Genomic DNA, 26,233 nt, shown 5'->3' with positions numbered 1-26,233 from the left:
TCAAGGCGCCTTACGGCGCCTTGATCTCCATCATACCGGTGGCGGTGCGGGCCGAATATTGCGGCCGGTACATGTCCTCCACCGTGGCCGCCGGATGGGCATAGGTGCCCGGCGTCACCGCACGCACGACATAGGCCAGCATGATGTTGCGGTCGCCATCGCCGTCATTGGGATTGAATGCCGCGACGAAACGGTCGTCGCGGAATTCGAGATGGGCGGCGTCGGTTTGCGCCAGCCAGGTGAAGTTCGACAATTGGGCGCTGGAAACAAGGCCCGGATTGTCGATCTCGAAGCCGGCCGGCAACAGGTCGGTGATCAGCAGGCGCGAAGGCCAGCGGTTCTGCTCGTAAACCTTGAGCACGACCACGTAGCGTTCGTTCTGCGTCGCCTCGGTGACGTTGGCTTCGGTGCCATCGAGCTTGTAGTAGGTGCGGTCGATGGTGAAGCCGTCGCCGCCGGCCGGCAAGGGCTCTACCGGCGAGGCGACCGTGGTGACGACCGCCTGCAGCGGCGTGGCGCCGGTGTTGGCGATGGTCAGCGGGCTGTCGGCAATGTCGGTGCCGCTGAGGTGGTTGGAATACCCACCGGCATGCGGCGCGCCGTTGACCGAGAGCGTGATCGAGTCGTTGCCCGACTTCAGCGCGCGGGCCGCCAGAAGCATCCAGGACTCGTCCTGCGTGCTGGTCCAGCGGGCATCGGCGCGTTCCCTTGCCACCAGCCGGATCAGCTCCGGCACGATGGTCGGCACCGGCTTCGATTCGGCGGCGAGCGCCAGGATCGCGGCGCCATCACGCAGCCGCGAGCCATAGTCGGACCGGTAGTAGTCGTACTCGGTGGTCGACTTGGCCAGCTGCAGCGCCGTCTGGAAGGTTGCTTCCGAACGCTGCGCGTCGCCGTAGAGCGCCAGGCTCGCCGCCAACTGGGCGACGGCCATCGGGCTCGAGAAGGCTTCGAGCTTGGTGTCGGCGTAGTAGCGCAGATCGCCGACCGAGGCCTTCTTGTTGCGGGCCAGAACATAGAGCGCGTAGGCGATTTCGCTGCCGCGATCCTGGACGTCCTGGTCGTAACCGACCGAGTTTTGCAGATTGCTCAGCGCCTGGCTCATCGCCAGGGCCGGCACGTCGTAGTTCTGCTCGCGCGCCCGGGTCAGGAAGTCGGTGACGTAAGAGTCAAGCCACAGATCGCCGGAGCCCGGACCCCACAGGCCGAAGCTGCCGGCCGAAGCCTGGTAGCTCAGCACCTTGTAGATGGCGGCCTGCACGCGGCCGTGCAGTTCGGGATCGCTTTGCATGCCGACTCCGGACGCCAGATCGTTGACGTAGAGAAGCGGCATGGCGCGGCTGGTGGTCTGCTCGGCGCAACCATAGGGGTAGCGGTCGAGCGTCATCAGCAGCGACGGCACGTCGAAGGCGGCAGCCTGCGAAACGCCGACGCTGATCGAGGCGCCGTCGAGCAGGCTTGCCGCGAGCAGCTCCTTGTCGACGCGCAGCGAGCCGCCATTGCCCTTGAGGTCGACGACCAGACGGGTGGTGACCGGCAATTGCGCCGGACGCACCGGGACATACAGCGTCTGCTCGACGGCGGTGCCGTCGCCATGGGCGAGCTTGATGGTGATCGAGGCATTACCCGCCGTCTGTGCAACCAGCGGCACAGTCAGCGTCTGGCGCTTGCCCTTGGCGAGAGTCAGCTTTTCGGGCAACGGCTTGTCGCCGGTCGAGAGGTCGCCGGTCGTGGCGATCGACAGGGCATAGTCGCCCTCCGGACCGTCGGTGTCGGCGACGTCGAGCCGCATGATGGCTGCATCTCCAGGCGCCAGGAAGCGGGGCAGGCCGGCGGTGATCACCACCGGATCGCGCACGATGACGTCGGTCGTGGCATGGCCGACTGCATCCTTGGTCCAGGCGACGGCCATGACGCGCACGGTGCCGTTGAACTGCGGGATGTCGAAGTCGATCCTTGCCTTGCCGTCGGCGTCGAGCTGGACCGGGCCGGAGAAGAAGGCGACCAGCTTTTCGGTCGGCGGACTGCCTTGCGGCTGCATCGAGGCGCCGTCGCCGCCGGTCCTGAGCTTGCCGGTGGTGCCGAGCGAGCCGTCGATGAGACGGCCATAGATGTCGCGGACTTCGAGCCCGAGCATGCGCTGGCCGAAATACCAGCCCTCCGGATCCGGCGCCTTGTAGTTGGTGAGGTTCAAAATGCCGACATCGACGGCAGCGACCGTGACATAGGCATTGCTGCCCGGCGCTACGCCGGCGACCGAAACCGGGATCGACAGCTGCTGGCGCGGCATCGTCTTGTCCGGCGGCGTCAGGGTGACGGCGAGCTTTTTCGAGCCTGGGTCGACCGTCAGCCATTTTACGCCGATGGCGCGCGCCGGCATGCGGGTTTCCTGCGCATCGCCGGGCCGGAACAGGGTTGCGGTGATGTAGGCGCCCGCGCCCCAGTCGTCACCGACCGGGATGTCGACCGTGCTGCCGCCGGCCGGCACGGTTGCCGTGATGGTCTTGAGCAGCTTGTCGGCGCCGATGGTGACCAGCAGTTCGCCGGCAAAATGCGGCGACACCTTCAGCTTGGCCACGTCGCCGGCGGCATAGCTGTCCTTGTCGAGAGCGATCTCGAGCCCATCAGGCGTTTCGGTGGAGGTCGAGGAGACATACCAGCCGGCGTCGAACTCATAGCTGGTCGCCGGGCCCTCGGGATCGGCAGTCTCGATCTCGAGCCGGTACTGGCCCCAGTCGACCGGCATCGTCACGGTCGCCTCGGCATCGGCGCTGAGATCGACCTGGCCGTTGGCGATCGACTTGGTGAAGGTGACCGGTTCGTAGTTCCACGAGTTGTTGTTGCGATACCACTGGTAATTGCGTTCGACCTTGACCAGCGACCACTGCGCGCCCTTCAGCGTCTCGCGCTTGCCGTCGGGGTCGACCGCGATGAGGCTGAATTTGGCGGTGCCGCCCTGCGGCACCTCATTGTCGGCGAAATCCGGACGAATGCCGATCATGTGGCCTTGCGGGCGGATGCCGATGTTGAGCGAGCGCTCGATGGCGCGGCCGCCGGTTTCACGCATGCGAACCGTGACCTTGGCGTCGACCAGCTTGGTGGTCGCGGGCAACTGGTCGACCGTGACCGGGAAGGTCGCCTTGCCGTCGTCGCCGACCACCGGCAGACCGGTGAACGGGGTGACCGAAGGCTCGGCCGACTGCTCGTCGGCAAGGCCGAACGAATAGCCGGCGAAACGGTCCCAGTCGCGCGCCGTCGACAGCGTCAGCTCGCCTTCGAGCGCGAGGCCGGCGGCCGGCGCGCCATAGAGGAAGCGGCCGTCAATGTCGATGTTGGCGGTTTCGCCCTGGGCGATCTCCTGCTTGTCGGACTTCATGTCGAACTCGATGCGATCCGGCACGAAGTCTTCGACCAGGAACATCTGGCTGGAAACGGCCGCCTGCTTGGGATCGGTATAGATCGACACCGTCCAGGTGCCGCGCATGGCGTTGGCTTCCAGCGGCAGGTCGACGGCATAGCCGCCGGCCGAGACGCCATCGGCAACGATGCGGCGGTTCTCGACGCCGTCGGGACGGGTGAAGATGAAGGTCAGCGGCAGGTTTTCCACCGCTTTGGAGGCGCCGTCGCGGGCAAGGGCTGCGACATGCACATCCTCGCCGGCGCGGTAGATGCCGCGTTCGGTCCAGGCATAGACATCGAGCGCGCCCGGTGCGGCGCGTCCGGCGACGCCGCGATCGGACAGATCGAAGCCGGCGCGGCCCATGTCGAGGAAGACGAAATCGTTGTCGCCCTGCTTGGCCATCAGAACGGCCGGCACCATGCCGCCGTCGCCGCGCGTCAGGCCGGGGTTGAAGACAGCATGGCCTTCGGCGTCCGACGTGGCTGTGCCGAGGATTTCATTGTTCCTGGCCAGCAGCGTCAGTTCGGCGCCGGCGATCGGCTTGGCGGTTCCGAGCGAGCGGGCAAAGACATTGAGGCCATCCTGGCCGGTATAGGTCGACAGGCCGATGTCGGAGACGACGAACCACTGCGTGGCAAGCGAATTGTAATTGTCCTCGTCATTTTCATTTACCGCTTGCGCGGTCAGCACGTAGACGCCGGGCTTGCGCTGCGGCAAGGCTTCGTCGACCGGGAACGAAGTCGTGACGTCCTTGTTGAGGTCGTTGGCGATATCCAGCTGCCCCTGCCAGACCGGCTCACCCATCTGGTCGGAAATGCTGGAGATATCATAGCCGTCGAGCTGCTTCAGGAACTGATAGCCGGACAGAAGCTGCGCCAGCGAACGATCGCCGATACGGTAGAGCTTCATCTGCGCGGCGTTCATGTTGACGGTGACGATGGGGATGCCACGGCGGGCGCCGGCGGGCAGCACGAAGCTGTCGCCGGTGAAGCGGGCGGACGGCGCGCGGTCCTGCACATAGATCGACAGCACGACCGGAGCGGCGGTGACCTCGCCAATGGCGGCCGGCAGACCGGCGCGGAAGGTCACTTCGTAATGTTGGCCGTGCTCCAGGCCTTCGACGCAGATCTGCTTGTCCTTGGCCTCGACGCCCTTGGGCGGCTGGTTGTCGACGGTGACGAACTGGGCGTAGTCGACGCCGGTCTTGACCAGCTCCTCGGAAAACTGCGCGCAAATGCGCGGCGCGCTGGTGTCGGCGTCGATCGAGTGATCGATGACGCGGAAGCCCTTGCGGGCCTTGAGATCCTCATATTCGGCCTTGACCGCCGGCGAACTGACCAGCGCGAGGCTGGCTTCATAAGCCTGCAGGGCCGGACGGTAGAGATCGCGGCGGTCGAGGCCGTTGCCGAGCAGCGCCAGCACTTCGGCGCGGGTCTTGGTGGTGCGCAGCAACTTGTAGGCGTTGATGGCGGCGGAGGTGCCTTTGACCGGCAGATTGTAGGATTCGGAGGTGCCGCTGGCCGGCTGTATGGCAAGCGTTTCACGCGCCAGACCGAGCCAAAGCTGACCGTCGTCAGGCAGGACCGAGACCGCGGCCTCGTATTTGTTCATGGCCTGGCCATGGTCGCCGGTCAGTGCAGCCTGTTCGGCGGCGGCGCGGAGTGATTCCAGCCCGTCGGTCGGCTTGTCATAGGCCGGATCGGTCAGCTTGTTGCGGTATTGCTGGGCCTGGTCGGCCATCCAGTTGGGGAAGAAGGCGAGTTCCGGCGGGGCGCCGATATCGGGGTCGCCATCGACATTGACGACCTTGCCCGCGACCGCGCCGCTGAAGGGTTTCAACTGGTTATAGTCGGACTTTAGGAAGCACCATTTGGCCTTGTTGTTGTAAGTAAAGGCGCGGCAGGCGGGGTCGCCGAGGCATGTCGTCTTGCACTGATCGAGGCTGACATTCTGGTCCGATCTGAGATCGAAGCCGAAATAGTCGGAATTATTTGAGGTCACCACCCGGCGGGCTTCGGCCGCTTGCGCTACAGACCCCCAGGCGAAAATGAGAAGAATCAAGATCGACAGACCACGAGCCGCCGCGCGCATCGCCATAACACCCTCCAGACACTGCTACGTCCGCGGCATGTTCAAGCTTCAGTCAAGCTTGTCAACACGAGGACGGGCAGGTTTCCGCCCGCCAACGGTTCCCAAACCGGCCAATGACCGGTATGCCGATAGTTCATCCACGGGAAAGGGATCACGCTTTCTTGCGAAAACGCAGAAGGTGTGAATTCCAAGCCCTGCCTATTTCAGACAATTGGATTGTGGCCCCTTTACGAGCGCTTCAAAACTTCATTCCAATTTTAGTTTTGTAACCTAGGTTGTCCTGATGCCGGCGTATGAAGCGCAGATGTCGAAGGTAAGTGCGCCACGGCGCACGCTTTCGCGTGCGCTGATTGTGGCGTTGGCGTGCTCGACCGTGCTCGTTGCCGAATCGGGGTCGGCGGCCGCCTTCGAGCTCTTCGGCATCAAATTGTGGGGCTCTTCGAATGACGAGGACGCCGATATCGTCGACCCGCTGCGCTATGCGGTGACCATCGAAGCGCCCGATGCCGACAAGGACCTGGTCAAGAAGCTCGAAAACGCCTCGTCGCTGAAATCCGACGAAGACCGCCCGGTTTCCGGCTCGCTCGGCCTTTTGGCGAAGGCGCGTAGCGACCGCGAACAGCTGGTCGCCGCGCTTTATGCCGACGCCCGTTATGAAGGCGTCGTCACCATCACCATCCAGGGCAAGGCGCTCGACGATTTGCCGCCCGATGCCGAATTTACGGGTCCGCAGCCGATCCCGGTGGTGATCAGCATCTCGAGCGGGCCCAAATTCACGCTCGGCAATATTCGGCTGGAGGGCGATGCCGCCGGGCTGGCGAGCGCCGATTTCGGCCTGATAGCCGGCGGCGATGCCGGCTCGGGCGCCGTGCTCAAGGCCGAGGCGCTGATCGTGCGGGCGCTGAAGCAGGAGGGCCGGCCGCTGGCCCGGATCACCGACAGGCAGGTCGTGGCCGAGCACACCACCTCGACGCTCGACGTGACGCTGACGGTGGCCGCCGGGCCGGTTGCCGGTTATGGCGACACCACCGTCGATGGCACCGAGAAGGTCAATCGCGAGTTCACCGAATATATGACCGGGCTGAAACGCGGCCGGCAATATTCGCCCGACGAGATCGACGATGCCCGCGACCGGCTGCTGAGGCTCGAAGTGTTCAACAGCGTGACGCTGAAGGAAGCCGACAGTCTCGACGCCGACGGCAACATTCCGATCGGCGTTCAGGTCAGCGAGCGCAAACCACGCTATTTCGGCGTTGGCGGCACTTTCTCCAACACCGAAGGGCTAGGCCTGGAAGGCTATTGGGGCCACCGAAATCTGTTCGGCCGGGCCGAAAAGCTGCGCATCGAGGGCAAGATCAGCGGCATCGGCAGCAACGATCTCAGCGAGCTCAACTACAATGCCGGCATCATGTTCGAGAAGCCGGGCGTGGTCGGGCCGGCCTCGAAATTCATCGCCAGCGTCAAGACCGTCCTCGAACATCCCGATGCCTACGACCATTTCTCGGTCAAGGGCAGCACCGGCCTGTCCTATGAGATCGACAAGAAGCAGACGGTTTCGGCTGAAATCGCGCTGGACTATTCCAGGATCACCGACGCCTTCGGCAAGCACAAATACCTGATCGCCAGCATTCCGCTGCAATATGTCTATGACAACAGGGACAACCGGCTCAATCCGACCAGCGGCTTCAGGGTTCTGGCCTATGCCGAACCGAGCTACGACATTCTGAGCGGCGCCGCCTTCCTCAAGCTCAGGGGCGAGGGGTCGGCCTATCAGTCGCTCGACACGGCCTCGAAATTCGTGCTTGCCGAACGCGTCGCGCTGGGTTCGATCGTCGGCACCGGCCTTCAGAACGTTCCAGCCGACAGGCGCTTCTATTCCGGCGGTGGCGGCTCGGTGCGGGGCTATGCCTATCAGGGCATCGGACCGAAGGACATCGACAATCAGCCGATCGGCGGGCTTTCCTTCTTCGAAACATCGGTCGAAATGCGCATTGCGCTGACCGACACGATCGGCATCGTGCCGTTCGTCGACGCCGGCACTGTCTCGACCACAGCGACGCCGGACTTTTCCGACGTGAAGGTCGGCGCGGGCGTTGGCCTGCGCTACATCACGCCGTTCGGGCCGCTGCGCATCGACGCCGCCGTGCCGCTCAACCGCGACCGTGGCGACCCGCGTTTCGGCATCTATGCCGGGATCGGACAGGCGTTCTGACGATGAAGATTTTGAAACGCATCCTTCGCCTGTTTTTCTACACGCTGCTGATCGTGGCGGCGGCGGGCATCGGCGCGCTGGTCGTGCTGACCAAGACCGAGCGCGGCCGCGAAAATCTCGCCGGCATCATCTCTGACATGGCCTCGTCAAGGGACAGCAAAGTCACGGTCAGCGGCATTAACGGTATCTGGTCCGGCGCGCTGACGGTCGACCATGTCGTGCTGGAAGACCGCGAGGGCGCCTGGCTGGTGGCCCGCAAGGTGGCCATCGACTGGTCGCCGCTGGCGCTGCTGTCGAAGAATTTCAGCGCCGACCGCATAGCGGCCGAACGGATAGAATTGGCACGGCTGCCTGTGGCGAGCACCGAGCCGAGCAAGAGCGGGTCGGGCGGCCTGCCGGTTTCGCTTGATATCAGAGCGATCGATTTGCCGGAGATCGCGCTCGGCCAGCAACTTGCCGGCAGCGGCATTGCCGAACTTGCGGCCAAGGGATCGGCCAAGGTCGATGCGTCGCCACTGGCGATCCAGACGGTGCTCAACGTTACCCGCCATGACGGCAAGCAAGGCAATGTCGACGCCAACATCCACTTCGCGCCGGATGAAAACAAGCTCGACCTCGATCTCAAGGCTTCCGAGCCGGCCGGCGGCATCATCGCCAACCTGCTCAAGCTACCCGGCGCGCCGCCGGTCAACATCGTCGTCTCGGGCACCGGGCCGCTGGCCAACTGGAGCGGCATCGGCACCTTCATGGTCGACGGTCAGATCGTTACCCAGCTCACCGGCCGGCACCAGCTCACCGACAAGGGCAACCGGATCGAGGCCAAGGGCGACGGTTCGTTCGAAGGCTTCCTGCCGGAACGGTTCAAGTCGCTGTTTGCCGGCAAGACCAGCTTCGACCTAGCCGGCACCGCGACCGCGGCCGGCGGCGTCGACATCGAGCGCGCTGCGATCGAGAGCGACGCAGTTCATGGTACCGCTGCCGGCATGGTCGACCCCAACGGCGCCAGCGACCTTTCGGTCGAACTCGTGGCCAAAGCCAAGCCGGTCACGGTCAATGCCGGTACCCAGGCGCAGCCGATCATGGTGGCCATCAACAATGTGACCGCGCGCGCCTTCGGTGACGGCAAGGCGCCGATGATTGACGCCAGCGCTTCGCTCGTCTCGGTGGTTGCGGGCGGCTCTCAGGTGAACAATCTGGATGCGAAGATCCATTCCGACGGTTTCGACATCGAGAGCCGCAGCGGCCCGGTCAGTGTAAGTCTGGCGGCCGCCGGGCTGAAGACCGACGTGGCGACGCTGGCGCCGCTGATCACCGGCAAGCTGACGGCCTCTCTTGCCGGTTCGATCAGCAGGGACGAGATTTCCCTCGACGAAGGCACGCTGCGCAGCGATGCTCTCAATGCCGGGCTGACGGCCAAGGTGACGCTGGCCGATCTCGCCATGACGCTGAAGATGAATGCCGATGCTGTGTCGACGGCGCTGCCGCCGCAGATCAGTTCGCTGCTTGGCGAACGGGTCAAATTCTCGGCGACCGCGACGCGCGATCCGCAGGGCTCTTTCGCCGCCAACTCGATCGAACTCACTTCCGGTTCGCTGAGCGCCAGCGGCACCGCCAGCGCGCAAGGCAGCGATATCCAGGCCGACATCAAGGGCAAGCTCGGCGACGTCTCGGTGCTGTCTTCGCTGGTCGGCGTGCCGATCGCCGGCGGGGTCGATTTCGCGCTGACGGCAAGCGGCGCGCGCAACGCACCGGATTTCTCGGTTTCGGCCGACAGTGCCAGCCTGACGGCCTCCGGCCGCACGGTCAAGGACATCAAGCTGACCGCATCGGGCAAGGCCGACATTGTGAGCCCGGCCGCAGATATCTCGCTGACCGGCGCGGTCGACGAACAGCCGCTCGCCATCAAGGCGGCGCTGGTGACGAGCGATGGCAAGCGCTCCATCAAGGGGCTCAGCGTAGCGCTGGGCGACAACAAGGTGTCGGGCGACCTCACGCTCGATGAGAAATTCCTGCCGCTGGGGACGCTGACGATCTCCGCGCCCGATATCGCGCCGCTGGCGTCGCTGGCCGGGCAGACGGCGGCCGGCGATATCGGCGGCACCGTGGTGTTCGCCAAAGACGGCGAGGCTCCCACTGTCACCATCAATGCAGCCAGCGTGTCGATCGCGCGCGGTGATGTGGCAGCCAAGGCAGTCACCGTCAGCGCACTGATCGCCAACTATCTCAACAGCCCTGCGATCTCCGGCACGATCAAGGCCGAGAGCGTGACCTCGGGAACGACCGTCGTCAGTGGCATCGGCGTCGACCTCAAGCGTGACGGCGACTGGACGAATTTCACCGGCGGAGCAACCATATCAGGCATTCCGGCGACAGCTGCCGGGCGGGCGAAGATTGCTGGCGGCGCGACCAGCGTCGAGATCGCGTCCGGCGAGGCGACGGTGCGCGGCATCAAGGTGGCGATCGCCGAGCCGTCGAGCCTGACCATTGCCGATGGCATAACCAACATTCAAAGGCTGGTAGTCGATCTCGGCGGCGGCTCGGTGACGCTGTCGGGCACGGCGGGCCAGACGCTCGATCTGGCGGCGACCTTCTCGGCGCTGCCGGCTGCGCTTGCCAATGGCTTTTCGCCCCGCCTCGATGCCGCGGGCACGCTCGACGGCACGGCGCAAATCACCGGGCCATCAGCAAATCCCGACATTCGCTTTAATGCAAAGCTGGCCGGCGCCGAGACGAGCCAGACCCGTCAGGCCGGGCTCGGGCCGCTCGATGTCGATGCGGCCGGCAGCTATTCCGCGGCCGGCGGCGTCGTGCTCGACCAGGCGACGCTTTCGGGTGAGAAAATCTCCGGCAAGGCGGCCGGCACCCTCAACCCGAACGGCGCCAGCGATTTCGCGCTCGATCTGACATCGTCCGGTCCGAGCCTGCCGTTGACGCTGGGCAGCGCGGAAAGCCCGATCAAGCTCGAATTGCAGGCGCTGTCGGTGAAGGCGGCCGGGCAGGCTGCGCAAGCCAAGCTCGACATCTCGGCGGTACTGCCTTCGGTGGCGACGGATGACGCCAAGGTCGAGGGCATTGCGCTTGCGCTGCATTCCGATGCATTTGATATGAAAAGCCGAACCGGTCCGATCTCGGGCACGGTGACGGCGGACAAGATCGGTCTGGACAATCCGACCATCGCGCCGCTGATCGCCGGCAAGATCACCGCCAAGATCGCCGGCACCCTGGCGGCGGACGCGATCACCATCGACAGCGGCTCGGTGCAGGCCGATGCGCTGGGCAGCGCCTTCAATGGCCGTGTCGGCTTTGCCGATGGAGCAATCGACCTCAACCTCAACGCCGACGTGCTGTCGGCGGCGTTGCCGGCGGCGGCGCGCAGCGTGCTGGCAGAGCGCACGCAGCTCAGCGCCACGCTGAAGCGGGATGGCAATGGCAATGTCAGCGCCAATCCGGTCAAGCTGGCGTCGGGCGCACTGACCGCGGACGGTCAGGCCAGTCTCGCCGACAATAAGCTCAGCGCAGATATCAAGGGTGCACTGGCCGACATCTCACTGTTGTCGAAAGATGCCAAAGGCGCGATCAGCTTCGCACTCAGCGCGCAGGGGCCTAGCCTGGCGCCGGACCTGTCGCTGACAGTCAACAGCGACCGGCTGCTGGTGGCGGAACGCGAAATCACCGGGTTGAAGCTGACCGCAACCGGCAAGGCCGACGCCGCCAATCCGGCGGCCAATGTGCAACTGACCGGCAATGTCGCAGGGCAGGCGCTGCAAGGCAGCGCGGTGCTGGCGACGGCCGACGGCAAGAGCGCCATCAACGGCCTGCTGCTGTCGCTCGGCAACAACAAGATCTCCGGCGACCTTGCGCTCGACGAGGCTTTCGTGCCGGTCGGCACCATCGCGCTCGACCTGCCGGATATCGGGCCCCTGGCGGCGCTGGCGCTGGAAAAGGCCGAAGGCGACGTGCGCGGCACCATCGCCTTCTCAAAGACCGCGGATGGCCCGAACGTCGCCGTCAAGGCTGCGACCGCTTCGATTACGCGCGGCGACCTGCAGGCGAAGACGGTGTCGATCGATGCGCTGGTCGCCAACTATCTCGCCGCGCCGGTCATCTCGGGCAAAATTCGCGCCGACAGCGTCATTTCCGGCGGCACCGCCATCAGCGGCATCGATGTCGATTTGAAGCGCGACGGCGACTGGACCGGGTTTTCCGGCGGCGCCACCGTCAAGGGCATTCCGGCGAAGGCTGCGGGCAGGGTAAAGGTGGCTGGCGGCACCACCACCATCGAACTCGCTTCCGGCCAGGCCACGGTGCAGGGCATCAAGGCGGCCATCGCCCAGGCCTCGACCGTCAGCATCGCGAACGGCACCACGACGCTGGACAAGCTGGTGCTCAATCTCGGTGGCGGCACGGCGACGGTGACCGGCAAGGTCGGGCAGGCACTCGACATCAGCGCCGCGCTGTCGAAGGTGCCGGCCTCACTCGCCAACAGTTTTTCGCCGGGCCTCCAGGCCGCCGGTTCGATTTCGGGAACAGTCAAGGTAACCGGCGCGCCGGGCAATCCGACTGTCGCTTTCGATATCGATGCTGGTGGGGTGCAGACCTCGCAGACGCGCAGCGCCGGTCTTGGCGGCATGAATATCTCCTCGTCGGGAACATTCGCCGGCAAGAAGCTCACCTTCAACGCCGACATCAGCGACGGCGCCGGGCTTGGGCTCAAGGGCGGCGGTACGGTGACGACGGCCGGCACACCAGCGCTGGTGCTCGACTTCAACGGCAAGGTGCCATTTTCCTTCCTGGCCGCCAAGCTTGCGGCGCAAGGGCTGTCGCTCAGCGGCACCGCTAACGTCAATATCCAGATGCGCGGCCCGGCGGCGTCGCCGGTGATCGGCGGCACGGTCAGCACGTCGGGCGCCCGCCTGGTCGACGCGCGCTCCGGCCTTGCCGTCAACGACATTGCCGCCGACATTTCGATCGGCAACGGCGTTGCCCGGATCAACCGGCTGACCGGCACGCTGTCGACACGCGGCAGCCTGTCGGCCTCCGGCACCCTCGGCATCAATCCGGCGCAAGGTTTCCCAGCCGATTTGTCTATCAAGCTGGTCGACGGCCGCTATACCGACGGCGGGGTGGTGACAGCCAATCTCGGCGGCGACCTGACCATCAAGGGGCCGCTCACCTCGGCGCCGGTGATTTCGGGCACCGTCAATCTGGCCAAGACCGTCATCACCGTTCCGGATAAGCTGCCGGGCTCGCTGGCAGCGCTCGGTGTCAAGCACAAGAACGCGCCCGCCTCCGTGCGGGCGCAGGACAAGGCCTTGCGACCGGCGGCGGCCAGCGGGGGTGGCGGCAGTGGGCTTGTCCTCGACGTCACGGTCAATGCGCCGAACCAGATCTTCATCCAGGGCAGGGGCGTCGATGCCGAGTTCGGCGGTTCGCTGAGGTTGACCGGCCCGGCGGCTTCGCCGCAGGCGGTCGGCACCTTCACCTTGCAGCGTGGGCGGCTGTCGATCCTCGGCAAGCGGCTGACCTTTACCGAAGGCACGGTCGGCTTTTCGGGCTCGCTGGTGCCCTACCTCAACTTGACCGCGACATCGACCACGACCAGCGCCACCGTCACCATCGTCGTCTCGGGCGAAGCCACCAATCCGAAATTCGACTTCTCCTCGGTGCCGGCGCTGCCCGAGGACGAGGTGCTGGCGCAGCTGATTTTCGGCCGCTCTATGTCGAACCTGTCGCCGCTTCAGATCGCGCAGCTGGCCGAGGCCGCCGGCCAACTGGCCGGCGTCGGCGGCTCGACCTCGCTGCTCGAAAACCTGCGCAGTGCAATCGGCGTCGATGACCTGGATGTGACCACCGATGACCAGGGCGGCACCGCCGTGTCGGCGGGCAAGTACCTCAATGACCGCACCTATGTGACGATCCAGAAAGGCGACAGGCCAGGATCGGGCAAGGCGACGATCGACCTCAATGTGGGACGCGGCGTCAAGCTGCGCGGCGAGGCCAACGATGGCGGCGAGGCCAAGGGCGGCATCTTCTACGAAAAGGAATATTGAGTTCCTGGCCCTTACCGCCGCCGGAACTGGCGCTGTCTCAACCCGCCCAAATGTATCAGTTACTCGCCTAAGCAGATTCCGGCGGAATCTGGGCGCGCTAGCACTTTTGCGCCAAGTCTGTCGTTATCACGCGAACCGCTCCCTTTTCAAAGTTGCACATTCCCTAACAGGTTCCGTAGCCATGCCGTCTTTGACATCACGGCAGGGATGCGGAATGTTAAAAGGCGGAAAGCCAACAATGGGAGTTAAGGTATGACAAATTACAAGAGTAATGGCGATCGCGTTCCCGATCACATCCTGGCCATGGCCGAAGAAGCCAAGGCAGGCAAAGTCGATCGCCGCGAGTTCCTCGCCATGGCCAGCGTGTTCGGCGCGTCGACTGCGATGGCCTACGGCATGCTCGGCGTAGCCGTGCCGACCCAAGCCAGGGCCGAAGAGGTGCAGGGCAAGAAGGGCGGCATCCTTAAAGTCGCGCAATGGGTCAAGGATCCCAAGGATCCGCGCAAGGCCGACTGGTCGGAAATCGCCAATGCCGAGCGTCAGGCGCTTGAGCCGCTGGTCAAGTACACCAGCGAATACACGTTCCGCCCGTACCTTCTGGAGAGCTGGGAGGTCAACGACGACGCCACCGAGTACACGCTGCATGTGCGCAAGGGTGTGACCTGGTCGAATGGCGATGCCTTCACCGCCGATGACGTCATCTTCAATCTCAAGCGCTGGGCCGACAAGAAGGCCGAGGGCAATTCCATGCCTGGCCGTCTCGGCACGCTGGTCAAGGACGACAAACTCGACGAAAGCGCCGTGACCAAGGTTGACGACCACACCGTCAAGCTGAAGCTCGGCAAGGCCGACATCGCGCTCATTCCGAACATGTGCGATTATCCCGGTCTCATCGTCCACAAGAGCTTCGACGAGAAGGGCGGCGACTTCAAAGCCTGCCCGATCGGTACCGGTCCGTTCGAGCTCGTCTCCTACGATGTCGGCCAGAAGGTGGTCTACAAGCGCCGCGAGGACAACAAGTGGTGGGACGGCGAGGTGTTCCTCGACGGCATCGAATTCGTCGACTACGGCACCGATCCGGCAGCCATGGTCAGTGCCTTCGAGGCGGGCGAAGTCCATACCAATTTCGAGACCTCGGCCGACTATGTGTCGATCCTCGACGGACTGGACCTGGTCAAGTCCGAAATCGTCACCGCCTCGACCATCGTGTGCCGCACCAACATCAACAACAAGCCTTACGGCGATCAGAAGGTGCGCAACGCGCTGCAGTTGGCGGTCGACAACAATGTCGTTCTGCAGCTTGGCTACGGAAATGCCGGCACGGTGGCTGAAAACCACCATGTCTGCCAAATCCACCCGGAATATTACGAGCTGCCCAAAGTCGCTCGCGATCCGCCCAAGGCCAAGGCGCTGATGGCGGAAGCCGGCCAGGCCGACTTCGAGCATGAGCTGATCACGGTCGACGAAGACTGGCACAAGAATACCGGCGACGCCATCGCCGCGCAGATGCGCGACGCCGGCCTCAAGGTAAAGCGCACGGTGCTGCCGGGCTCGACGTTCTGGAACGACTGGACCAAGTACCCGCTGTCGATGACCAACTGGAACATGCGCCCGCTCGGCGTTCAGGTTCTGGCGATCGGCTATCGCACTGGCGAGGCGTGGAACGAGTCGGCCTATTCCAACCCCGAATGGGATGCCAAGCTCAATGCAGCATTGGCTGTCGCCGATGCGGCCAAGCGCAAGGAAATGATGAAGGACATCGAGCAGATCCTGCAGGATTCCGGCATCATGATCCAGCCATACTGGCGCAAGCTCTACAGCCACTCGGTCAAGGCGGTGCAGAATTACAAGATGCATCCGACCTTCGAGCGCGACTACGGCAAGGTCTGGCTCGACCAGGCGTGATTGGAACGTCAGGGAAGGGGCGCTTCGCTCCTTCCCGTCACGCCTCGCATGGCCCAGAACCGGAAGCCGCCGCAGCAAAAAGTTGCGGACTCTCCTGAAAGACCGTTCAATAAAACTGGGTTGATTGCATCCGAGTGCCGATTTGACGGCCAACTCTGCCGGCAACGGCAAAGCTGGTTTTTCGAACTGGCTCCAACCCCAACCAGACCGGCAGGGGACCGCCATGCTTTCTTTCGTAATCCGGCGTCTCGGCACCATGGCATTGACGATGCTGTGCCTGACGATGATCGTCTTCTTCCTGATCAACCTCGAGCCTAATTTGAAGAAGCTGGCGATCAGCCAGACCGAAATGCACACATCGGCCGAACAGCTCGAAAGCTGGCTGGTCAACCATGGCTACCGGCAGAACTTCTTCGTGCGCTACGGGCAATGGCTGGGCGTCGTCCCGAAGCAACCGGTGACCGATCCGGCGACCGGCAAGCCGACGCAGCGTTTCTCCTTCTGCAACGATCCGCTGGAGCCGAAATTCTCCGGCATCCTGGAAGGTGATTTCGGCTGCTCGACCAAGTTCAAAACCTCCGTTGCGTCAAAGCTCTTCCCCGCACTCGCCGCCACCGGTATCCTGATGCTCTGCGTGCTGTTGGTGATGGTGCCAATTTCGCTGCTGATTGGCATCCTGGCCGGCATGCGCGAGGGCTCGCGAACGGACCGAACGCTGTCCGTCGCATCGATCGCGTCGACGGCGACGCCCGAATATGTGTCCGGCGTCATCTTCACCGTCATCTTCGCCTCCTGGCTCGGCTGGCTGAACGGTTCGGCCGCCTCGGCAAGCCAGGGCATCACCTTCTACAATTTCACCCTGCCGGTGATGACGCTGGCGATCTACGGCATCGGCTACATCGCCCGCATGACACGCGCCTCGATGGTCGAGGTGATGACGCAGCAATATATCCGCACCGCCCGGCTGAAAGGGCTTTCCTTCGGCAGCGTCGTCGTCAAGCACGCGCTGCGCAATGCGCTGATTGCGCCCTTCACCGTCATCATGCTGCAATTTCCCTGGCTGCTTACCGGCGTCGTCATCGTCGAGGTGATGTTCCGCTACCAGGGCTTTGGCTACACGCTGGTCGAGGCCGCCGGCAACAACGACATCGATCTGCTGCTTGGCTGTTCACTGGTCTCGGTGTTCATCGTGCTGATCACGCAGCTCATTTCGGATGTCGGCTACGCGTTCCTCAATCCGCGTATCAGAGTTCAATAGGGGGCTGGGGCAGATGCAGGTCGAATATATCGGTGCCTTCAATGTCGTGCTCGGCGTGATTGGGCGTTTCTGGCCAGTCTGGTTAGGGCTTGCCCTGGTGATGGGGGTGAGCTTCACCTACAAGAAAAGGCTCGGCCTCTACGGCCAGTTGTTCGATAGCGGCGTCGGCATAGTCGGTGTCGGCATCTGCCTGTTCTGGCTGTTCACGGCAATCTTCGCGTCGACCGTCGCGCCCTTCGATCCGCTCGCCCAGGTCCCGATCATGAAGGATGCGCTGCCGGGCGCGCTCGAGCCGGTATCGAAACTCATCTACTATTTCGGCGGCGACAAGCTCGCCCGCGATGTCTTTTCGCGCATGGTTTATGGCAGCCAGATCGTGCTGATCATCGCACCGGCGGCGACGGGTTTCGCGCTGATGGTCGGCATTACGCTCGGTCTGCCCGCCGGCTACTATGGCGGCCGGATCGACACTGTACTGTCCTTCCTGGCCAATCTGGTGCTGGCCTTCCCTGTGATCCTGCTGTTTTACCTGCTGGTGACGCCGGGCATCATGGATACGCCGATCCCATACGCCATGGCCGGGCTGTTCTTCCTGTTCCCGATCATCTTCTTTTCGGTGCTGTTCTGGACCCGCTACAAGAACCGGCCGGACCGGCTCTATATATTGCTCGGGCTGACGCTGATCATCGGCGGCTGGGTCTATGCCGGCCTGGTCTTCGATGCCGATCCGTTCAAGATTATCCACATCGATCCCAACCAGCTCAACATCTTCGTGGCGGTGGTGTTCGCCTCCAGCCCCGGCGTATTCCGCATCGTGCGCGGCCTGGTGATGGACATCAAGACGCGCGACTATGTGGCGGCGGCGCAGACGCGCGGTGAATCGCCCTGGTACATCATGCTGTGGGAGATCCTGCCCAATGCGCGCGGGCCGCTGATCGTCGATGCCTGCCTGCGCATCGGCTACACCACGATCCTGCTCGGCACGCTCGGCTATTTCGGGCTGGGTCTGGCGCCGGAGAGCCCGGACTGGGGCACCGCAATCAAGGACGCCAGCCGCCTGCTGCGCTCCTTCATCCACCCGGCGCTGCCGCCGACGATCGCGCTGATGTCGTTCGTGCTGGGCTTGAACCTGCTTGCCGACTCGCTGCGCGAACAATCGATGAAAGACTGATCTGCGGGTTTCGGCCCGCGAGCATGAAAATAGGATTGGAGCGACCCATGAATGAGGCAGTTCGAAATCCCCCAAAGTCGACCAATGGGCCGATCATCGAGATCGAGAACCTGTCGATCTCCTTCTTCACCCGCAAGGGCGAGATCCCCGCCGTCATGGACTTTTCCTGCACGGTGATGCCGGGCGAAGCCATGGGCATCGTCGGCGAGTCCGGCTGCGGCAAGTCGACCGTGTCGCTCGGCATCATGCGCGACCTCTCCAACATCGGAAAGATTGTCGGCGGCAAGATCAAGTTCCAGGGCAAGGACATGGGCGAGCTGTCCGACGAGGAGTTGCGCTCCATCCGCGGCAACAAGATCGCCATGATCTACCAGGAGCCGATGGCGAGCCTCAATCCGGCGATGAAGGTCGGCCAGCAATTGATGGAAGTGCCGCTGATCCACGACAAGGTGTCGAAGGAAGAGGCTTACAAAAGGGCGCTCGAAATGGTGCGCTCGGTGAGATTGCCCGATCCCGAACGCATGATGCGTTCCTATCCGCACCAGCTGTCCGGCGGCCAGCAGCAGCGCATCGTCATTGCCATGGCGCTGCTGTCGAAGCCGGCGCTGCTTCTGCTCGATGAACCGACGACGGCGCTCGACGTGACGGTGGAGGCCGGCATCGTCGAACTGGTCAAGGGGCTGGGCGAGAAGTTCGGCACGTCGATGATCTTCGTGTCGCACAATCTGGGCCTCATCCTCGAGACCTGCGACCGCATCACGGTGATGTATTCGGGCGAAGCGGTCGAGACCGGCAAGATCAAGGACGTGTTCGACCGGATGCGTCACCCCTATACGCAAGGGCTGTTCCGCTCGATTCCGCTGCCGGGCGCCGACAAGAATTCGCGGCCCCTGATCTCTATCCCCGGCCAGTTGCCGCTGCCGCATGAGCGGCCCAAGGGCTGCAATTTCGGCCCGCGCTGCCACCATTTCGTTGAGGGCCTCTGCAATGCCGCCGAAATCCCGATGATCGAGGTCGCCGGTCACGAAGGGCATTTCTCGCGCTGCGTGCGCTTCAACGAGATCGACTGGGAAGCGCTGCCTCCCGGCGCCAAGAAGGTCAATGAGAAGGTTGTGCCCGGCGCGCCGGTGCTCAAGATCGAGGATTTGAGAAAATACTACAAGGTCGGCGGCAGCGAAGTGTTCGGCTCCAGCGAAGGCCGCGTCGTCAAGGCCAATGAGACGATCTCGTTTATGGCCCGCGAATCCGAGACCGTCGCCATCGTCGGCGAGTCCGGCTGCGGAAAGTCGACGCTGGCCAAGGTCCTGCTCGGGCTGGAGACGGCAAGTGCCGGCACAGTGACGCTGGGCAACAAGGAGATCCAGTCGACCGGCATCGAGAAGCGCAGCGTCGAAACGGTGTCATCGATCCAGATGGTGTTCCAGAACCCGTTCGATACGCTCAATCCCAGCCACTCCGTCGGTTCGCAGATCATCCGCACGCTGGAAAAATTCAAAGTCGGCAACAATGTCGCGGAGCGGCGCAAGCGCATGCTGGAGCTGCTTGACCTGGTGAAGCTGCCGCGGGCCTTCGAGACGCGCAAGCCGCGTCAGCTCTCAGGCGGCCAGAAGCAGCGCATCGGCGTGGCGCGTGCCTTTGCCGGCGATGCCAAGGTGGTGGTGGCCGACGAGCCGGTGTCGGCACTCGACGTCTCGGTGCAGGCGGCGGTGACCGAGCTGCTGATGGACATCCAGCGCAAGAACAAGACGACGATGCTGTTCATCAGTCACGATCTGTCCGTCGTGCGCTACATCGCCGACCGGGTCGTCGTCATGTATCTCGGCTACATCGTCGAGCAGGGTACGACCGACCAGATCTTCGCGCCACCCTATCACCCCTACACAGAGGCGCTGCTGTCGGCTATCCCGATCGCCGACACCAGCGTGGTCAAACGGCACATCGTGCTCGAAGGCGATATCCCGTCGGCGATGAACCCGCCGAGCGGCTGCCCGTTCCAGACGCGCTGCGGCTACAAGAGGCTGGTGCCGGACAATCTGTGCGAGACCAAGGTGCCGCCGGTGAAGCATCTCGGCGATGGCCATATGAGCCTGTGCTGGCTGTCGGACGATGTGCTGGCGACGATGGAGCCGGTGATCAAGTTCGACAGGGAACACGCAGCGCATGAGGGCGTGCCGGAAGACGCACCGGATGGGATCGGCCCCGGTTTCGCCGGCGAACCGCCGAAGCGCCCGCATGGCAAGAAGCCGAGCTGACCAGCCATAGAGGCAATGCCGCTCGTTGGCGCATTGCCGCAGCGTCGCCATAGCTCAAGGAACGACAGCTACGTTCGCTTGAATATTGCTGTCCATTGCTTTATGTGATGCGTGATGTTTGATGCGCCGTAGGGAGCATATTGTGAGAACCACACTTGCAATCGATGACGATGTCCTACTTGTGGCCAAGGCCATGGCGCGACAGCAGGATCGCAGCGTTGGCGATGTCATTTCCGATCTGGCTCGCCGCTCACTGCGCAGGCCACCGACCGGCGGTGAACGCAACGGCATCCCCTTGCTTGCATCGCGGCCCGACGGCCCGATGGTCGATCTCGAAATGGTCAATGCGCTTCGCGACGAATTGCCGTGACCTTCCTGCTCGACGTCAATGTGTTGATTGCGTTGATCGATCCAGCTCACGTTGCGCATGAAGATGCCCATCGGTGGTTCCAATCCACCGGGCATTTATCATGGGCAACATGTCCCATTACCGAGAATGGCGTCATCAGGATTGTAAGCAACCCGAAATACCCCAATTCTCCGGGTTCTCCCGCCGTGGTGGCGCAGATTGTCGGCAAGCTGCATGCCCTTTCAGGACATCAGTTCTGGCCTGACGAGATCAGCCTTGTCGGTTCCAACGACATCGATGCAGCCAGGATCCTCACCCCGGCACAGGTAACGGATAGCTATCTGTTGGGACTCGCCAAGGCGCGTGACGGCCAATTGGCGACGTTTGACCGAAAGCTGTCGACGGCAGCGGTAAAGGGAGGGAGGTCGATCCTCCACCTGATCCCAAGCGAATGAATGGCTGAGTTCCGCTTCGATCGCAAACTGCGTGGCTGCAAGACCGCTTGGCAACGTCAGCTGCCGCATTGCTGCAGCTGTTCGGCATAGTCGCGGGCCATCTTTTCGGTCGCCCTGGCATAGCCCTGCACGCCGGCATCGCCACGGTTACCGCGGCCGTAGGCGGTCCAGCCGAGATAGTAGGCGAGATAGAGATTGTAGGTGTCGTTGCGGGCGACGCCGAACGTGTCTGATGTCTTGGAATGATACCAGCCGACGAAATCGATGGCATCGGCAAATTTGGTCCGCCGCGCCGCCCAGCTGCCGGTCTCGCTCTGATATTGCGACCAGGTGCCGTCGAGCGCCTGCGAGAAACCGGTGGCCGACGAGACATGTTTCCACGGAATGAAGCCGAGCAGTTTGGTACGCGGCGGCCTGGCATTGCTCTTGAAACCGGATTCCTTGCGCACCGTCGCCATCAGCACGGGGACGGGGACGCCGTATTTCTGCGAGGCGCGCTCGGCGGCCGACTGCCAGTTGTCGAACCAGCCGTCGTTCTGGTCGAAGACGGCGCAGACATTGTTGATATGGTTGGGCGGCGTCGCGCAGGCCGGCAAAGCCAGCAGCACGCCAACCGCTACAATTTTACTCAAACTCGAACTACGCATCCGCAGACGAATAGGCCGAAATCATAAAGGGAATCTTGCGGCGTTTCTTAACGGCTTGCCGGCCCGGCTCCGCTGAGTGGGACCTGTATCATTATTCCGACCTTTTGCGTCGCCTCTGTCTTCATACGAATTCAAAAATGCCGCCTTGGCTAAAATCACGCCCGCGAAGGGCGTATTTCTGACAGCGATATCCGGATGCCGGCGCTCTGATGCCAGGCATGAATGAACCAAGACGAAAGCGCGGCGCGGAGCGAACCAGCAACCGGGGGCCCGCCGCCATCCCGCAACTTCCACTGCGGCGGGTGACCAATCCCTATCCGCCGATGGCGATGCTCTCAGTCGATCAGGTCGAAGCGATCCACCAGGCGTCGATGCACATTCTGGAAAATTTCGGCATCGAGGTGATGTCTCAGCGGGCGCTGGCGCTGTTCGAGAAGGCGGGCGCAAAGGTCGACCATGCAACGGCCAATGTCCGCATCGACCGGGGCCTTGTCGCCGAGGCGCTGAAGACCACGCAGTCCAGCTATCGGCTGACGCCGCGCAACCCCGCCAACACCATTCATCTCGGCGGCAACACGATCAATTTCACCCTCGTCGCCGGGCCGCCCAATGTGCACGACATGGAGCGCGGCCGGCGCGCCGGAAACTTGCACGACTATGCCGATCTGACCCGGCTGGCGCAGCATTTCAACTGCATCCACATGCTCGGCAACCAGGTCTGCGCGCCGGTGGAACTGCCGGCCAACACCAGGCACATGGATACCTATTTCACCAATCTGACGCTGACCGACAAATCGTTCCATGTCTCGGCGATCGGACGAGGCCGGGCGCTGGACGGCATCGAGATGATGGCAATCGCGCGCGGGCTGACGCTGGACGAGATGCGCGATGATCCCGGCATTGCCACCATCATCTCGGTCAACTCGCCGCGCCGCTTTGACGAGATGATGGCCGAGGGGCTGATGACCATGGCCGAGTTCGGCCAGTCGGTGGCGGTGACGCCGTTCACGCTGATGGGCGCGATGAGCCCGGTGACGCTCGCCGGCGCCCTGGCGCAGCAGAATGCCGAGGCGCTGTTCGGCGTGGTGCTGACGCAACTGGTGCGCCCCGGCGCGCCGGTGATGTACGGCGCCTTCACCTCCAACGTCGACATGAAGTCGGGCGCGCCGGCCTTCGGCACGCCGGAGAACACCAAGGCCAACATCGCCTCGGGGCAATTGGCGCGGCGCTACAATCTGCCTTACCGCACGACGCCGGGCTCGGCCTCGAACGCGGCGGACGCGCAGGGCGCCTATGAGACGCTGATGGCGCTGTGGGGCGCGGTGCTCGGCCACGGCAACCTCGTCTATCACGCCGCCGGCTGGCAGGAAGGCGGGCTGACGGCATCGTTCGAAAAACTGATCATCGACGTCGAGATGATCCAGCACATGATGGAGTTCCTGCGGCCGATCGTCGTCGACGAGGCGGAGCTTGCTGTCGAGGCGCTGGGCGCGGTGCCGACCGGCGGCCATTTCTTCGGCGAACCGCACACGCTGGAACGCTATGCCACCGCCTTCTACCAGCCGATGCTGTCCAACTGGCAGAATTACGAGGCCTGGCAGGAAGCCGGCGGCCTCGACACCACGGCGCGCGCGACGCGGCTGTGGAAGAAGGCGCTGGAAGACTATGTCGAGCCGGTGATGGACATCGCCGTGCGCGAGGCGCTGGAGGCGTATGTGGCCAGGCGCAAGGAAGCGATCGGGCAGGGCGAGCCATGACTTTTTCAGCGTCGGCGCGCGGCACCCCCCTCTGCCCTGCCGGACATCTCCCCCTCAAGGGGGGAGATTGGCTGTCACGTCTTCCTTCGCCAATCACCAACGCTGAAAAGAAAGCGGCGATGCAGAGGCTGCTGATCTCCCCCCTTGAGGGGGAGATGGCCGGCAGGCCAGAGGGGGGTCGCTTGGCGCTTCCTTTTCCGATTCATCCTACGTTCCCAACTCGTTGATAACAGAGCAAAACTCATGAAATCGCATGCAAAGGTCGTGGTCATTGGCGGTGGCGTCGTCGGGTGCTCCGTGCTGTTCCATCTGGCGCGTCATGGCTGGACCGATGTCGTGCTTTTGGAGCGCGACGAGCTGACCTCCGGCTCGACCTGGCATGCGGCCGGCGGCATGCACACGATCAATGGCGACCCCAACGTCGCCAAGCTGCAGAAATACACGATCTCGCTCTACAAGGAGATCGAGGAGCTGTCGGGACAGGCGACCGGCGTGCATCTGACCGGCGGCGTACTTCTGGCGGCGACCGAGGCGCGGCTCGACTGGCTGCGCGGCGTCGTCGCCAAGGGGCGTTACCTCGGCATCGACCTTGAGGAAATATCGGCCAATGAAGCGGCCGAGCTGATGCCGCTGCTCGACCCGAAACAATTCGTCGGCGCCGTCCGCAACAAGGAGGACGGCCATCTCGATCCCTCCGGCGTGACGCATGCCTATGCCAAGGCCGCGCGGAAACTGGGCGCCGAGGTCGAGCGCTTCACCAAGGTCGAGGACATTGTGCGCCGGCCCGACGGCATGTGGCGCGTCATCACCAACAAGGGCGAAGTGGTGGCCGAGCATGTTGTCAATGCCGGCGGGTTATGGGCGCGCGAGGTCGGCCGCATGGTCGGGCTGGAGCTGCCGGTGCTCGCAATGGAGCACATGTACCTGATCACCGAGGATATGCCCGAGGTGGCGGCGTGGAACGCCAAGACCGGGACGGAAATCATCCATGCCGTCGATTTCGACGGTGAGCTGTACCTGCGCCAGGAGCGCGGCGGCATGCTGATGGGCACGTATGAGAAGGCCAATAAGGTCTGGTCCGAATTCCAGACACCGTGGAATTTCGGCCATGAACTGCTGGAGCCGGATATCGACCGCATCGCGCCGTCGCTCGAAGTCGGCTTCCGGCATTTCCCGGCCTTCGAGAGGACCGGCATCAAGCAGATCATCAACGGCCCCTTCACCTTCGCGCCGGACGGCAATCCGCTGGTCGGGCCGGTGCGCGGCCTTCCGGGCTTCTGGGTCGCCTGCGGGGTCATGGCGGGCTTTTCACAAGGCGGCGGCGTCGGTCTGGCGCTGTCCAACTGGATGATCGAGGGCGATCCCGGCGCCGACATCTGGGCCATGGATGTGGCGCGCTATGGCGACTGGGCGACGATGGCCTACACCAACGCCAAGGTGCGCGAGAATTATTCGCGCCGCTTCTCGATTCGCTTTCCCAATGAGGAGCTGCCCGCCGGGCGGCAGCTGAAGACGACGCCGATCTACGATTTGCTGTCGGCCAAGGGTGCGCAATGGGGTGTGTCCTATGGGCTGGAAGTGCCGCTGTGGTATGCGCCCGAGGGTGTCAGGGACGAATTCTCGTGGCGGCGTTCCAGCGATTTTTCCCATGTCGCCAATGAGGTCGCGACGGTTCGTGAAAGCGTCGGCCTGGCGGAGATTTCGAACTTCGCCAAATACAAGGTGACGGGAGAAGGGGCGGCCGCTTGGCTCGACCGGATCTTTGCCTGCAAGTTGCCCAAGCCAGGCCGCATGACGTTGGCGCCGATGCTGAAGGACGACGGCAAGCTCATCGGCGATTTCACGCTGGCCAATATCGGTGCCCCCAATTCCAACGGGACCGAGTGGTTCATCGCCGGCTCCGGTATCGCCGAGCAGTATCATATGCGCTGGTTCGAGGCGCATTTACCTGCGGATAGCTCAGTGCGCATAGAGGCGCTGGGGCAGAAACTGACCGGTCTGGCGATCGCCGGACCCAAGGCGAGGGAGGTGCTGGCAAAGGCCAGCCGCGCGGATGTCGCCAACACCGCATTCCCGTTCATGGCGGTCGCGAAAATGGACATCGGCACGGCGCCGTGCCTGGTCGGCCGCGTCAGCTACACCGGCGATCTCGGCTACGAGATCTGGGTGGCGCCGGAATATCAGCGCGCTGCCTTCCAGGCGTTGATGGCGGCAGGCGAGGAATTCGGCCTCGGCCTGTTCGGCTCGCGCGCGCTCAATGCGCTGCGGCTGGAGAAAAACTACGGCTCATGGGCGCGCGAATACCGGCCGATCTACGGGCCGCTGGAGGCCGGGCTCGACCGTTTCGTCGCCTATGGCAAGGATGCCGATTTCGTCGGCAAGGCCGGCGCTCTTGCCGAGCGCAAGCAGGGCGGCAAGCTCAGGCTGCGCACATTTATCCTCGATGCCGACGATGCCGATGTCATCGGCGACGAGCCGATCTGGTACGATGGCGCGGTGCGCGGCTGGGTGACGTCGGGCGGCTATGCGCATCACTCGAAGAAATCCGTCGCCATCGGCTATGTGCCGAAGGAGATCGCAGACAAGAGCGACGGCTTCGAAATCGAACTTTTGGGCAAGCGCCACGCGGCGCGCGTTCAGGCAGCGCCGCTCTTTGACGCGAACTTCGAGCGAATGCGCGCCTGAA

12 protein-coding genes are annotated in these 26,233 nt (G+C 63.6%); 10 read left to right on the top strand and 2 right to left on the bottom strand.

All coding sequences use genetic code 11. The features are described from left to right. Nucleotides 1–10: 10 nt before the first annotated feature. Nucleotides 11–5,497, bottom strand: coding sequence for an alpha-2-macroglobulin family protein (locus NKJ57_RS26790; RefSeq protein ID WP_352513510.1), 5,487 nt, complete (start codon nucleotides 5,495–5,497; stop codon nucleotides 11–13). A 277-nt stretch (nucleotides 5,498–5,774) separates the two neighbouring features. Here NKJ57_RS26790 and NKJ57_RS26785 point away from each other — a divergent pair, with 277 nt between their 5' ends. From NKJ57_RS26785 to NKJ57_RS26750, 8 genes are all read left to right on the top strand, one after another. After that, nucleotides 5,775–7,703 (top strand): autotransporter assembly complex protein TamA, encoded by a 1,929-nt coding sequence (locus NKJ57_RS26785; RefSeq protein ID WP_023804940.1) that lies wholly within the window; start codon nucleotides 5,775–5,777, stop codon nucleotides 7,701–7,703. 2 nt (nucleotides 7,704–7,705) lie between these two features. After that, the gene (locus tag NKJ57_RS26780) at nucleotides 7,706–13,753 is read left to right on the top strand and encodes a translocation/assembly module TamB domain-containing protein (RefSeq protein ID WP_352513511.1); all 6,048 of its coding nucleotides are present in this window, start codon (nucleotides 7,706–7,708) and stop codon (nucleotides 13,751–13,753) included. A 252-nt stretch (nucleotides 13,754–14,005) separates the two neighbouring features. Then, the gene (locus NKJ57_RS26775) at nucleotides 14,006–15,658 is read left to right on the top strand and encodes an ABC transporter substrate-binding protein (protein WP_352513512.1); all 1,653 of its coding nucleotides are present in this window, start codon (nucleotides 14,006–14,008) and stop codon (nucleotides 15,656–15,658) included. A 223-nt stretch (nucleotides 15,659–15,881) separates the two neighbouring features. Beyond that, entirely contained in the window at nucleotides 15,882–16,916 is a 1,035-nt protein-coding gene (locus NKJ57_RS26770; protein ID WP_023668188.1) for an ABC transporter permease, read from the top strand. 13 nt (nucleotides 16,917–16,929) lie between these two features. Further along, a complete protein-coding gene (locus NKJ57_RS26765; protein ID WP_023690814.1) occupies nucleotides 16,930–18,087 on the top strand; it encodes an ABC transporter permease in 1,158 nt (385 codons plus the stop codon). A 47-nt stretch (nucleotides 18,088–18,134) separates the two neighbouring features. Then, nucleotides 18,135–20,339, top strand: coding sequence for a dipeptide ABC transporter ATP-binding protein (locus tag NKJ57_RS26760; RefSeq protein WP_352513513.1), 2,205 nt, complete (start codon nucleotides 18,135–18,137; stop codon nucleotides 20,337–20,339). A 142-nt stretch (nucleotides 20,340–20,481) separates the two neighbouring features. After that, the gene (locus NKJ57_RS26755) at nucleotides 20,482–20,709 is read left to right on the top strand and encodes a CopG family transcriptional regulator (protein ID WP_352513514.1); all 228 of its coding nucleotides are present in this window, start codon (nucleotides 20,482–20,484) and stop codon (nucleotides 20,707–20,709) included. Continuing rightward, nucleotides 20,706–21,143, top strand: a complete 438-nt coding sequence (locus tag NKJ57_RS26750) for a TA system VapC family ribonuclease toxin (protein WP_023682204.1) — start codon at nucleotides 20,706–20,708, stop codon at nucleotides 21,141–21,143. Before NKJ57_RS26755 ends, NKJ57_RS26750 begins: the two co-directional genes overlap by 4 nt. A gap of 56 nt (nucleotides 21,144–21,199) precedes the next feature. Here NKJ57_RS26750 and NKJ57_RS26745 read toward each other — a convergent pair whose 3' ends face one another. Beyond that, nucleotides 21,200–21,790, bottom strand: a complete 591-nt coding sequence (locus NKJ57_RS26745; RefSeq protein WP_352513515.1) for a transglycosylase SLT domain-containing protein — start codon at nucleotides 21,788–21,790, stop codon at nucleotides 21,200–21,202. Nucleotides 21,791–22,008: 218 nt separating this feature from the next. On the opposite strand from NKJ57_RS26745, the gene NKJ57_RS26740 reads away from it, so the two are divergent. Together NKJ57_RS26740 and NKJ57_RS26735 are read left to right on the top strand one after the other, a co-directional pair. After that, nucleotides 22,009–23,547 carry a trimethylamine methyltransferase family protein gene (locus NKJ57_RS26740; RefSeq protein ID WP_352513516.1) on the top strand — a complete coding sequence of 513 codons (1,539 nt, stop codon included), beginning with the start codon at nucleotides 22,009–22,011 and terminating at the stop codon, nucleotides 23,545–23,547. A 243-nt stretch (nucleotides 23,548–23,790) separates the two neighbouring features. Further along, nucleotides 23,791–26,232, top strand: coding sequence for a GcvT family protein (locus NKJ57_RS26735; RefSeq protein ID WP_352513517.1), 2,442 nt, complete (start codon nucleotides 23,791–23,793; stop codon nucleotides 26,230–26,232). Nucleotide 26,233 lies beyond the last annotated feature (1 nt).

It is taken from the genome of Mesorhizobium sp. M0077, assembly GCF_040322955.1.
Lineage (GTDB): Bacteria > Pseudomonadota > Alphaproteobacteria > Rhizobiales > Rhizobiaceae > Mesorhizobium.
The sequence above is the reverse complement of the archived record's forward strand: the minus strand, read 5'-3'. Positions and strand labels throughout refer to the sequence as shown.

Bases quoted from the DNA above. Each gene is read 5' to 3' on its own strand.
- NKJ57_RS26790 (WP_352513510.1), bottom strand. From the start codon at position 5,497: ATGGCGATGCGCGCGGCGGCTCGTGGTCTGTCGATCTTGATTCTTCTC.
- NKJ57_RS26785 (WP_023804940.1), top strand. From the start codon at position 5,775: ATGCCGGCGTATGAAGCGCAGATGTCGAAGGTAAGTGCGCCACGGCGC.
- NKJ57_RS26780 (WP_352513511.1), top strand. From the start codon at position 7,706: ATGAAGATTTTGAAACGCATCCTTCGCCTGTTTTTCTACACGCTGCTG.
- NKJ57_RS26775 (WP_352513512.1), top strand. From the start codon at position 14,006: ATGACAAATTACAAGAGTAATGGCGATCGCGTTCCCGATCACATCCTG.
- NKJ57_RS26770 (WP_023668188.1), top strand. From the start codon at position 15,882: ATGCTTTCTTTCGTAATCCGGCGTCTCGGCACCATGGCATTGACGATG.
- NKJ57_RS26765 (WP_023690814.1), top strand. From the start codon at position 16,930: ATGCAGGTCGAATATATCGGTGCCTTCAATGTCGTGCTCGGCGTGATT.
- NKJ57_RS26760 (WP_352513513.1), top strand. From the start codon at position 18,135: ATGAATGAGGCAGTTCGAAATCCCCCAAAGTCGACCAATGGGCCGATC.
- NKJ57_RS26745 (WP_352513515.1), bottom strand. From the start codon at position 21,790: ATGCGTAGTTCGAGTTTGAGTAAAATTGTAGCGGTTGGCGTGCTGCTG.
- NKJ57_RS26740 (WP_352513516.1), top strand. From the start codon at position 22,009: ATGAATGAACCAAGACGAAAGCGCGGCGCGGAGCGAACCAGCAACCGG.
- NKJ57_RS26735 (WP_352513517.1), top strand. From the start codon at position 23,791: ATGAAATCGCATGCAAAGGTCGTGGTCATTGGCGGTGGCGTCGTCGGG.